The 12,000-nt window shown below is 46.7% G+C and carries 9 protein-coding genes; 6 read left to right on the top strand and 3 right to left on the bottom strand.

From position 1 onward, the window contains the following. Positions 1-1,036: 1,036 nt before the first annotated feature. Complete coding sequence (locus GOL65_RS00135) at positions 1,037-2,935, bottom strand: hypothetical protein (RefSeq protein WP_140920566.1); 1,899 nt, start codon at positions 2,933-2,935, stop codon at positions 1,037-1,039. 337 nt (positions 2,936-3,272) lie between these two features. Continuing rightward, positions 3,273-4,043 (bottom strand): DNA-binding transcriptional repressor YgbI, encoded by a 771-nt coding sequence (gene ygbI, locus GOL65_RS00130; RefSeq protein ID WP_140920567.1) that lies wholly within the window; start codon positions 4,041-4,043, stop codon positions 3,273-3,275. A 275-nt stretch (positions 4,044-4,318) separates the two neighbouring features. Here ygbI and ltnD point away from each other — a divergent pair, with 275 nt between their 5' ends. The 5 genes from ltnD (at position 4,319) to GOL65_RS00105 (ending at position 9,448) form a co-directional block, all read left to right on the top strand. Beyond that, entirely contained in the window at positions 4,319-5,230 is a 912-nt protein-coding gene (gene ltnD / locus GOL65_RS00125; protein ID WP_407657445.1) for an L-threonate dehydrogenase, read from the top strand. Beyond that, positions 5,230-6,513, top strand: coding sequence for a 3-oxo-tetronate kinase (gene otnK, locus GOL65_RS00120; protein ID WP_322091095.1), 1,284 nt, complete (start codon positions 5,230-5,232; stop codon positions 6,511-6,513). The genes ltnD and otnK overlap by 1 nt, the downstream gene beginning before the upstream one ends. After that, positions 6,510-7,154 carry a 3-oxo-tetronate 4-phosphate decarboxylase gene (gene otnC / locus GOL65_RS00115; protein ID WP_140920570.1) on the top strand — a complete coding sequence of 215 codons (645 nt, stop codon included), beginning with the start codon at positions 6,510-6,512 and terminating at the stop codon, positions 7,152-7,154. The genes otnK and otnC overlap by 4 nt, the downstream gene beginning before the upstream one ends. Positions 7,155-7,157: 3 nt before the next feature. After that, a complete protein-coding gene (locus GOL65_RS00110; RefSeq protein WP_140920571.1) occupies positions 7,158-7,934 on the top strand; it encodes an HPr family phosphocarrier protein in 777 nt (258 codons plus the stop codon). A 143-nt stretch (positions 7,935-8,077) separates the two neighbouring features. Beyond that, complete coding sequence (locus tag GOL65_RS00105) at positions 8,078-9,448, top strand: GntP family transporter (RefSeq protein WP_140920572.1); 1,371 nt, start codon at positions 8,078-8,080, stop codon at positions 9,446-9,448. Positions 9,449-9,794: 346 nt separating this feature from the next. Here GOL65_RS00105 and GOL65_RS00100 read toward each other — a convergent pair whose 3' ends face one another. After that, positions 9,795-10,685, bottom strand: coding sequence for a FitA-like ribbon-helix-helix domain-containing protein (locus GOL65_RS00100; protein ID WP_140920573.1), 891 nt, complete (start codon positions 10,683-10,685; stop codon positions 9,795-9,797). Between the two features lie 237 nt (positions 10,686-10,922). On the opposite strand from GOL65_RS00100, the gene GOL65_RS00095 reads away from it, so the two are divergent. Further along, complete coding sequence (locus tag GOL65_RS00095) at positions 10,923-11,915, top strand: hypothetical protein (RefSeq protein WP_228723021.1); 993 nt, start codon at positions 10,923-10,925, stop codon at positions 11,913-11,915. Positions 11,916-12,000 lie beyond the last annotated feature (85 nt).

Raw genomic sequence — 12,000 nt, 5'->3', positions numbered from 1 at the left:
TACGCTGAATTTCTGTTATTTAAGGCCACATTTTAGAAAATATGGCACAGTGAATAAGCAACTTACATATTAACCTATAAGAAAAGGACTATGCGAACTAAGTAATGTAACAACGAACATGAATCAGATTTTTATTCTGAATAAATCACAATGAATTGGTCAAAAAGACTGAATTGACCATAGTGATTCAGCTTATTAGTAATAGGCATTAACTTAAAAAAAATTAATAAACCAAAAAAAAGCGTTGCACCAACGCTTTTTTCATTATTAAAAACATTTTCAAAATTAAAAAACAAAGATAAATAAATCAAAGAAATATCGAGAAGGTATATAAGAGAAAGGATAATTTAGATAAATGGATTAAGTAACAAAATGTATCCGTCATTTTTTATCATATCAGAATTTACTCTCAGCTTATCCACAGCAAACTCCAGGCATATCACCAGATATTGAGTTGCTAACCTGAATCCTATTCCAATAAATAAAGAACAATAAATTAGTAAATAAAATCAATAAATTAATCATCATTAGGATTATGCCCCGTGAAAATAACTTTTTAATCATTTCTTTGGCATATGCATTCTTTTCTGATAATCCACAGTTTAATCGTAATAAAGAGAGTACTACCCGGATATCATTGAGTAATGAACCACATTATTTACAACAGTCAGATTTTATATAAACTTTCAATATTTATATTCAATATTTATTGAATTAATTAAAAACAACAAATGAAAACAAAAAATCTACATTTCCGCAAAACAACGACAACGATGGATGCCAATAAATCACCAGTGAGTAACCATCAGGCAGGAAAGAAGATATCCTTCCTTAATCGCAGGAATCATAAATAGATAAAAAAAGCAGAGATAATCATATGATTATCTCTGCTTGTATACGATGACATTATCAGCCAAAAAAAAGAGCTAAGTATTATTTATTCAGGTGAAAAACTATGGTGTTATTTTTATTACCTCATACACTCCCAATAATATATTAATGGCTAATCTCTACTGGCATTCCCGCTCTCAGGTATCTATCTATTATTTCCCTTTTTCTGCAATTCTGATGGGGTCTTCCAGATAAACTTGCGCATAAAGGTGTCAACTTCCTTCATTTCTTGCTGATTGTCTTTATGTACTCGGGTGTAAAAAACCATCAAATTATCATTGCTTACTGCTGTTGATAGAACCACTTCATCAGTTTCATCAAACTCGGGGAATGCATTAAAGCGCCATATCGTTCCTTCTTTCACCTTTGATGTATCAGCATAGGTAATCGTTGAGTGCGTCGCATTATCCAGCCTTGCACTTCCCTCTTCGGCAAAAACATAGCTAAACATTTTTTCCCGTTCTTCAGCAGGGAAGTCGGCAGCTTTCAGTATATAAAGCGTGATTTTACGTCGGGTATTGATATTGTGATAATCAAACCATGCACCGTTCAAACGACCTTTTTGTGCAGACTCCAGATAATAATCATCTAATCGAACAGGTAAAACGATATCGTATTCCTGACTTATAACATCCTTACCATCACTGCTTATTGCCCATTTATCGGGCAAAGGTCGGGCAAGGAGCACGCGTTGATTCAATTTCTCTCCCTCTGCAATACGTCCTTCATGCCAGGCGATATCGGCCATATATTGTATTGCCTGACTATATAGACTATTGCGTGAAGAACCACCGAATGCATCCAGTACTATTGCCTGATGCAGCAATTTTTTCGCCTCAGATCGATTATTCAGATGATATTGCGCCATTCCCATAGCGGCATACAGCTCTGACAGTTCATGTGGAAATACTGCATCTTTCAGCGCATCGTCAGCAAGTTTCATTACCTGAGAATAATCACGATAGTCATTAAACTTTGTCTCTACGCTGAAAAGCTGAGAGCTCATCATTTTTGTCTGATATAGATTTGGTGCAACTGGCCATGTAATAGCAGAAAACAGCGAGGCAACAGCATCTCCGCTCTCTTTTTGCATTTGTTGATTAAAATGGGTTTGTACCTCAATAACCCAGTCACCTTTCGCAACTACCCAGTTGGCATGCGTTATCAGTTCCTTCATACCTAACTGATAAACCTCTTTTGTTTCCATAAAATTCGCCGATTTTGCCTGAGTAAAATCAAAATCTGGCAATTTTCCTGGTGGCAAAGGCAGATCGCGCCTTACTGGTAGACGATTTAACCACTTATCGATGTGGGCCTGCTCAGGGGAAATCTTCACAGTTTTATCTAATGACATCATGATATCCGGTTCACTATAGGTGACCTTAAATGTCAGTTCGATCGACTTTTCTGGCGTATCCCCGGTGACATAAATGATTTCAGCAGCCTCTCCGCGAGCTGCGGCGGGAATAAATCCAGCCAGTACCCAGTTGCCGGAAACCAAAGGAAAATTGAGTGATGCCAGGTCGTAATGAAGTTGATTATGAGCCAGATCCAGAGACCAGAGTTTGCCATACGGTTTTGCATCAGAAAAAAGAGCCTGCTGAAGGTTAGCCACCATATCGGGATTTTTTGCCAAACTGGCGCTATGAATAGCCCTCATCTTCCACGCTTTGATATCGCTTTCAGACAGCTTGCTTCCTTCTTCTTTTACCATTTGACTGGCAAACTGGCTCAGTTGGGAAAAATTGTTCTGCTCCTGTAACAACCGGGCAACCAGCCGCGCACTGGTATCTAACTCGTCAGTGGAAAAGTCTTTAGTTGATTTTGCAATGGACAGTGCACGCATCGCGGCATCCATCGCACTGGTCATTTCACCTGTGCGCTTGCAGCGATTAGCATTAGCAATTTCCAGTAACCAGCCATCACGCAAAGTTGCCTGATTCTCCACACTCCACTGCCCGTTTACTTCCAGACAGCTTTCTTTTTTTTCCGCAGTCGTTACTTGCTCTCCGGACCATGCACTTCCAACTAATAAGACCCACATCAGAGAGCCTGATAAATACCGAGTTTTCACAGAAAATCCTTTTTTGATTTGGCCGGTCATTTAATGAGGTAATTTTATCAAATTATATTATCAATATTGTGACTATCGATCTGTCTGATTATGGTACTGCGTCCTGACAAAACCTTATGCCATCGATTATCTGAGCGGTAAGTAAAACGATGAGTACTTTTGCATCGAACATAACTTAGTGGAATGACAGGTGTTTCAGACAAAAAATAAGAGGAGCCAAACGGCTCCTCTTATTTCATCTTTTTCAGTTTTTAGAAAAATCAGCAATTTTTCAGCGCCGAATTCTGACGTAAACGCCGGGACTTTTTTATGCCTCGGCGTTAGCCAGCATCAGCTTGATTTCCGCCAGACGAATGGCCTCTTTAGCCGCTTCCGGCAGAGCGCTATCAGTAATGATGGTATCGAATACCGAGATGGGCAGCGCCATGTAAGTGGCTATTTTGCCGTACTTTGAGGTGTCACTCAGGAGAATGCAGCGGTGGCTGGCGTCAACGATAGCCCTTTTTACCGAAACCTTATTTTCACTGGGGGTCGACAGTCCGCGCATGCTCCATGATGATGCGGAGATAAACGCGATATCGATAAGCAGATTACGCAGGGCGTGAGCGGCGGCTTCTCCTACACAGGAGCGGTTTTCCCGACAGACAGTGCCGCCGGTGTGAATAAGTTCACATAGGCCGAATTCAATCAGGTAGCTGGCGATGACGAAATCATTAGTAACGACGGTCAGATCGCTGCGCTCGCCAATTTTCCTGGCCAGCGCCAGCGTAGTGGTACCTGCGTCCAGATAAATGCAACTGTCGGGGGGAATGATGTCCGCAGCCAGCTGGCCAATGCTGGCCTTCTGCTGGCTGAACATCGTTTCTTTATCCATATGCGAAGGCTCGCTAATAAGCCTTTCCTGCGCCTGAACGCCTCCTGATACTGGAATAACGGTACCCTGCTGCTCAAGCTTATGGAGATCCCTTCGAATAGTCATATGGGACACGCCGAAGCGCTCCGTCAGCTCGGCAATACTGACAACGCCGCGCTCGGCAACCAGTTCCAATATCTGTTGATGTCGTTCTACGGGTATCACAATGCTTCTCGCTATGGGTGAACAATATGGCGTTAATTTTTGTTATAAGTTATCACAGTGAGCCATGAAGTGTGAAGCATCTTAATGATGATATAACTTATTAAAAATAAATGAAAAAATAAAATCACTATGATTTTCATGCAAATGTTGAAACGAAGATAAATGTTAACATTTGTGAATTCGATCGCGATATTGTTTTTACGATTCCCTATAATTAACACAAGAGAACAAAGATTAACTAATTTTAACATTACAATTTGAACTTGGAGACAGGTATGCAGAAGAAAGACTATTCCGTTTGCATCGTAGGGCTGGGCTCAATGGGTATGGGCGCGGCGCAGTCCTGTACTCGCGCGGGGCTGACGACGTACGGCGCCGATATTAACCCAACCGCGCTGGCGTCGCTGAAGCAGCAGGGTGCGAAAGAAACGGCGACCAGTGCCCAGGCGTTTGCCGATAAGCTGGATGCGGTACTGCTGCTGGTGGTTAACGCTATACAGGTGAAAAAGATCCTGTTTGGTGAAAGCGGACTGGCTCAGCACCTGAAGGCCGGTACGCCAGTCATGGTGTCTTCCACGATTTCCGCTGCCGACGCAAAGGAAATAGAGAAGGGCCTGGCCGAATTCAGTCTGAATATGCTGGATGCACCGGTTTCCGGTGGTGCGGTGAAGGCCGCTGCGGGCGAAATGACCGTGATGGCGTCCGGTAGCGAACATACTTTCAGCCAGTTGGCTCCGGTGTTAGACGCCGTTGCGGGCAAGGTTTATCGCATCGGTAAAGAAATTGGCCTCGGTGCTACGGTGAAAATCGTTCACCAACTGTTGGCCGGAGTTCACATCGCTGCTGGTGCTGAAGCGATGGCGCTGGCCGCACGGGCGGGCATTCCGCTGGACGTTATGTACGATGTGGTCACTAACGCCGCCGGTAACTCCTGGATGTTTGAGAACCGCATGCGTCACGTGGTCGACGGTGACTATACGCCCAAGTCGGCGGTAGACATTTTTGTTAAAGATCTGGGTCTGGTGGCGGATACAGCCAAGTCCCTTCATTTCCCACTTCCTTTAGCATCCACCGCACTGAACATGTTTACAGAGGCCAGCAACGCCGGTTTTGGCAGAGAAGACGACAGCGCGGTTATCAAGATTTTCTCCGGTATCGAGCTGCCGAAGGGTAAGGAGAACACATAATGTTGCTAGGCGTTATTGCAGACGACTTTACGGGGGCAACTGACATCGCCAGCTTCCTGGTGGAAAATGGCCTTTCCACCGTTCAGCTAAACGGCGTTCCCGCTGACGACATTATCGTCAACACGCAGGCGGTCGTTATCAGCCTGAAGTCCCGGTCCTGCCCGGTAGAAGAGGCTAAGGAGCAATCGCTGGCCGCGCTGTCGTGGCTTCAGCGTCAGGGTTGCCGTCAGTTTTACTTCAAATATTGTTCAACCTTCGACAGTACGCCGAAAGGCAACATTGGACCGGTGACGGACGCGCTGCTGAACGCACTGGGCGAATCACAGACCGTTATTTCTCCCGCGCTGCCGGTTAACGGGCGTACCGTGTACCAGGGTTACCTGTTCGTGATGGGGCAACTGCTATCGGAATCCGGCATGCGTAACCATCCGGTAACGCCAATGACTGACAGCAGCCTGCTGCGTCTGATGGAAGCACAGGCGGAAGGGAAATGTGGTTTAGTTACTGCGTCAGAACTCGATCTCGGTGCTCAGGCAGTAAAGCAGAAGCTGTCCGCGCTTGCTAAAGAAGGAAAACGCTATGTGGTGCTGGACGCCCTGAGCGAGCAGCACCTGTTGGTGCAGGGCGAAGCGGTCAAGTCGATGAAGTTGGTGACAGGTGGATCCGGCCTGGCTATCGGTATCGCCAGGCAGTGGGCCGTTGTGGATCAAGAGTCAGGACAGAGCAAAAACAACGCCAAGCTTGCCGGCGCACCGCAGGGGAAAAAAGCCGTGGTACTTTCCGGCTCCTGCTCAACCATGACCAACCTTCAAGTAGAGCGCTATCGTCAGCAGGCTGCGTCAAAAGCGATTGACGTGGAACGCTGTGTTGCATCCGATTCCGAGCACGCAGCCTATGCCGCAGAGCTGGCCCGCTGGGTAGAAGAAAATGCCGGCGACGGCCTTGCGCCGATGCTCTACGCCACGGCTGAACCAGAGACGCTCAAGCTTATCCAACAGAAATATGGCTCGCAGACGTCGAGCCACGCGGTTGAGCGCCTGTTCTCCGAAGTTGTCTCTTTGCTTCACAAAGCTGGCTTTAACCGCTTTATCGTGGCTGGCGGAGAAACGTCGGGGGTCATCACCCAATCGTTAGACATTCACGGTTTTCACATCGGCCCCTGCATTTCCCCCGGAGTGCCGTGGGTGCGAGCGACAGAGCGGCCTGTCTCTCTGGCGCTTAAGTCAGGCAATTTCGGTGATGAAAACTTCTTTGCCAGAGCACAGTCGGAGTTTCCTGTATGACTGAAAAGACGTTAGTTCAGGCGGAACTTGAGGCACGTGAAGCGATGGTTCGCCTGGGCGCCTCCTTGTTTCAGCGCGGCTACGCGACGGGTTCTGCTGGCAATCTTTCTCTGCTACTGCCTGATGACACACTGCTGGCGACGCCGACCGGCTCCTGCCTGGGCGAGCTTGACGCCGAGCGACTTTCTAAGGTGGGTCTGGACGGTGAGCTGATTTCCGGCGACAAGCCGTCAAAAGAGGTCAGCTTTCACCTGTCGCTGTATCACAACAATCCAGAGTGTAAAGCAGTCGTCCACTTGCACAGCACCTATTTGACGGCGCTTTCCTGCCTGGAAGATCTCAATATGGAAAACGCGATCCGTCCGTTTACCCCCTATGTAGTGATGAGGATGGGAAAAGTCCCCGTGGTTCCTTACTACCGCCCCGGCGACCGGCGGATCGGTGAAGATCTCGCCAAACTTGCCAACGGCAACAGGGCCTTCCTGTTAGCCAACCACGGTGCGGTCACGCTGGGGCGCTCACTGCGCGACGCCTCAGATAACTATGAAGAGCTGGAAGAGACGGCAAAGCTGATATTTACGCTGGGCGATCGTCGCATCCGCTATTTGTCTGAAGAGCAACTTGCTGAGTTACGGAGATAAACTATGCCGAAGTTTGCTGCCAATTTATCAATGATGTTTAACGAATGGCCGTTTCTGGAAAGATTTGAAGCGGCGGCCAAGGCCGGTTTCAAGGCGGTCGAGTTTCTGTTTCCCTATGAGTATCCGGCGGACCAACTTGCCGAAAAGCTTAAGCAAAACGGGCTAAAGCAGGTGCTGTTCAATACAGCTCCCGGCAACGTTGCCGCGGGAGAGTGGGGATTAACCGCGCTGCCCGGTCGTGAGCGCGAAGCGCGTGAGGATATCGACAGGGCGCTGGAATACGCCATTGCGCTCGACTGCCCTAACGTGCACGTGATGGCGGGCGTGATTCCCGAAGGAGCCGATCGCCAGGCTTGTCGTCAAACATTTATTGAAAACATTCGCTACGCGGCGGATCGCTTTGCACCACACGGCATTAAGGTGCTGATTGAAGCACTTAGCCCGCCGATTAAACCCAACTATTTATTCAGCAGCCAGCATCAGGCGCTGGCATTAATTGAGGAAATAAATAAGCCCAACGCTTTTGTTCAGTTGGACTTTTTTCACGCCCAGTTGGTGGATGGCAACGTGACCAACATTATTCAGTCAATGGCGGGACGCTATGCACACATCCAGATAGCCTCCGTACCCGAACGTCATGAACCGGACAGCGGAGAGCTTGACTATGACTGGATTTTCAACAAGTTGGATGAAATTGGCTACCAGGGATGGGTGGGCTGTGAGTATAAGCCACGCGGTGAAACGACGGCGGGGCTTGGCTGGGTGAAACCCTATTTATAGTACCCAATAGTAGTACCGAAATGTAGCACTGAAATAAAGTTCGTAAAGACGGTATAGAAACGAATTTATAAAAAAAATAAACCAACCGCGTCGATGTAATTATCGATGCGGTACCCTACTTTTACCTATTAAAGGGTCTAACCATGTCGACATTTGCACTGTTAACGATAGCGGCCTTGGGCGTGTTATTGCTCCTGTTGCTGGTGATAAAAGCGAAAGTTCAGCCGTTTGTGGCACTACTGATAGCCAGCCTGTTTGTGGCACTGGCCAGCGGCATTCCGACCGGTGACGTCATGAAAGTCATGACTGCTGGTATGGGCAGCGTTCTTGGCTCGGTTACCATCATTATTGGCCTGGGTGCGATGTTTGGCAGGATGATTGAACACTCTGGTGGCGCGGAATCTCTGGCAGAATCATTTAGTAAAAAGCTGGGGCCAACGCGAACTGTGGCTGCATTAACTATCGCCGCTTTTATTCTCGGTATTCCGGTATTTTTTGACGTTGGATTTATCATTCTGGTACCGATTATTTATGGCTTTGCTAAGGTAGCTAAAGTATCACCAATTAAGTTTGGTTTGCCGATGGCCGGTGTGATGTTAACCGTACACGTTGCACTACCGCCGCATCCGGGGCCGGTCGCCGCCGCAGGGCTTTTGAATGCTGACGTGGGTTGGCTTACGATTATCGGGCTGCTGATTTCTATTCCTGTGGGCGTGATCGGCTACTTCGTTGCCCGGAGTCTTAACCGCAGAAATTACATGATGTCGATAGACGTTTTGGAACAGCTTCAGTTGGCCAAGCCGGAACCCGCACCAGCGGACAGGGTGCCGCTGACCGATCGTATGAATCCTCCCAGCGCGTTTCTTATTTCAGCCCTGATCATCATTCCTATCGCTATCATCATGATGGGTACGGTGTCCGCCACGGTGATGGAGGCCGGTTCGCCTGTCAGAGATCTGTTTTCTCTGCTGGGCTCTCCGGGCATAGCGCTGATGATTGCGCTGGTGCTGGCGTTCTACTTCCTGGCGATTCGCCGCGGCTGGACCCTACAGCATACCAGTGATGTCATGGGCGGTGCGCTGCCAACAGTGGCTATGGTTATTATGGTTACCGGTGCAGGTGGCGTATTTGGCAAAGTGCTGGTGGAATCCGGCGTGGGCAAGGCATTGGCCGACGTGCTGATGACTATCGGGCTACCGTTAGTTCCCGCCGCCTTTATCATTTCTCTGGCGTTGCGCGCGTCACAGGGCTCGGCGACGGTAGCTATTCTGACGACTGGCGGGCTGCTGTCTGAAGCCGCCGTGGGATTAAGCAGCCTTCAGCTGGTATTGGTCACTCTGTCTATGTGCTTCGGAGGACTGGGCCTGTCCCACGTCAACGATTCCGGATTCTGGATTGTCACTAAGTATCTGGGCCTTTCTGTCTCCGACGGCCTGAAAACCTGGACCGTACTGACGACGATACTCGGGCTGTGCGGGTTCGCGTTTACCTGGCTGGTGTGGCTGGTGGTGTAGGTGTAGGTGTAGGTGTAGGTTTAGCCTTGAATTGTAAATAGCGGACTTAGCTTAGCTCACCGTTCCGACAAAAGATGGTAGCCGGGACGTTCGGCTAAAATAGCCAAATGGAAAAATAAAAGGAGCCAATTGGCTCCTTTTATTTCTTCAATCACTGGATGTATTTTTCTAATGTTGGACGCCATTTACTCAATGACAGGATCCGACATTTCATGTCGGATCCAGCGTTCAGTGAAATTAGGCTTCTTACAATATCAATTGGTTATATTGATCATTGGATTTTAGAATGAAGCAAAAATCCAATGATTGATGATATCAAATGTAAGAAATCTAGTTAGAAATGATATCAACCACCAAAAGGTGTATCCTTTATTTCTTGCAGAGTTGATGACCAGCCATTAAACCAGTCTTCAGGATCTTCACCTTGAAGTAGTTGTTGAAGCCAACGAGCTGTGGTGCGGCAATTAGGATTTTGAAAATACACTGGATGGTGCTGGCCAAAGATTTCCCAGAAATTATCCTCCCCATTTTGTGGTTCCCATTCATAAGTATTGAGAGGCAAAGAGGCACATTCAGTTTTGAGAAAAATCAGAAATTTTTTCAGCTCCGAATGGCCACCACTTCCCATACCACTAGCTAGATGGAATGCTTCTGTTACAACGCCTAATACATAGCGGTGTGTGTCAGGGTGATAGCGTAAACAGATCAAGGTTCCTTCATGGCGCCCATGGCTGATCCTAATTAACTCAAATGTATAACCAGTTTGACCATCTGTCGGTAAGAAAAAGTCTTTATAGCCCTTATTACCTATCCGTATAACAGGAAATGGAGAACCTTCGCCGGACAGCAACCAGTCTGCGCTAGCGTCAAATTTCCCTGCAATGCGGTCAGCTAAATCAAATGTTATTTCCTGCTGCCCCTCAATGCATTCCATAAGCCTACTGGGAGATATTTCACCCAGCATACGAGCCAAACGAGTCATACTAAATGTTTCAGGCTTATACCCATCTCTAAAGAAACGATCACTCTCTAAGCGATTGAAAAGCCATTGCAGCCGTTGGCCGGATTCTTTCTGCCAGGTTTCACGCTGTGATAGTACTTTCTCAAGCTCCGGGCGGTAACGTTCTAGCAAAGCCAACCGACACTCTGATTCAATTGACCGTTCAGCACGGCCAGCAGCTGCTTCGATACGAGAATAGATCTCGTCTGGAAAATTTCTAACCTGAATTTTTGCCACCTTTAATTTGACCTCTATTTGATTTCAATTTGATTCATTTTTTTAATTATTGCACTTTTTGTATCATGAAGTAAATGTTATGTGACTTGTGTGAGTGCTGGATTCAGTCTACGCCAGTTTACTAACAATACTAAGAGGCTATAATATATCTATAGATCATTGAGATAGTGTTCAAGACTGGAAATAAACCGCACTCTCAGACTTTGGCTATTAGCTACTTATCTTTAGGGAAATTCTATGGCAACCCACGATAGAAAAGCATGCAGTGCACATCTTGTGCTCGTAGCTCCGCCAATCTCAAATACTCAAGCGGCAGGCATTACTGACGACGACCAAAATGTCATTGATAGATTGCGACGCAGTCATTTCTATATGATTTGCGGTAGACCCAAAGCTAGCTTTAGCAAAATTGAAGAATCGAAGGAAGGGTTACTTGAGATTGAAATCAAACTTGACTCAGGCGCATCATCTAGTGGTTTCCTTCATATCGAAAGAATGGACTTCTTTAAGCGTGCACCGGATGAGTTCAAACTTCAGGTTCAAGCCAATAAAGACTCCTTGTATGTATATCTTGAAAGAGATCAGGTATTCAAGGCTACGCCCGATGGCTTGCTAATGAGGCGCGGAAGGAAGCAGAGCCTAGTCACTGGATTTGATAACTATCGTGAAATGATGACATTCGACTTGCTTTACGTTGGAATCGCTAAGAAAAATCAGGATAGCTACAGTAGGTTAATAGAAAAAGGCCATAAAGCACGCATGGATATTTTAGCCGCAGAGGATCAACGTTCACCTGGTGCTAGGGTTAGCGATGAGACTTACCTGCTTCTATTTGAAGTAGAGCCACTCATCCTAACATCTTTTAGCGGGACAGGTGAGCTAGACGATGAAGATCTCAATTTCTCTTTTGATTATCACAGGATAATAGCCGACGCGGAGAAAGCTGTTATTAATGCATTCAAACCCAAGTACAACAAACAGCTTTATTTAAACTACCCAAAAGGGACTGATGGGCTATACGAACAGGGCTATGATGGGTACTCATACTCAATCGCTGAGGGATTTGCCTTCAATACAGCCTACGGAACAATTAAGGGAGCAAGGGATTCTGAGGAGTGTCTTTTATCTAACTATGCAGATTTTATATCAGTTAACGGAGATAATGTTACCCTGAATATTTCTGGAAAGGACTTCAATATTACTATTGATGACTCACAGCTTGAAAACTAACACCCCTATTAAGCCGACACCTCTTTAGTGCGACTTAATAGAAGCGTTGGTAAATATCCGCCGTCAGTTGAACTGGTTCACGGTT

The sequence above is a fragment of the Limnobaculum xujianqingii genome, from assembly GCF_013394855.1.
Taxonomy (GTDB): Bacteria; Pseudomonadota; Gammaproteobacteria; order Enterobacterales; family Enterobacteriaceae; genus Limnobaculum; species Limnobaculum xujianqingii.
This window is presented reverse-complemented; position numbering and strand designations above follow the sequence as displayed.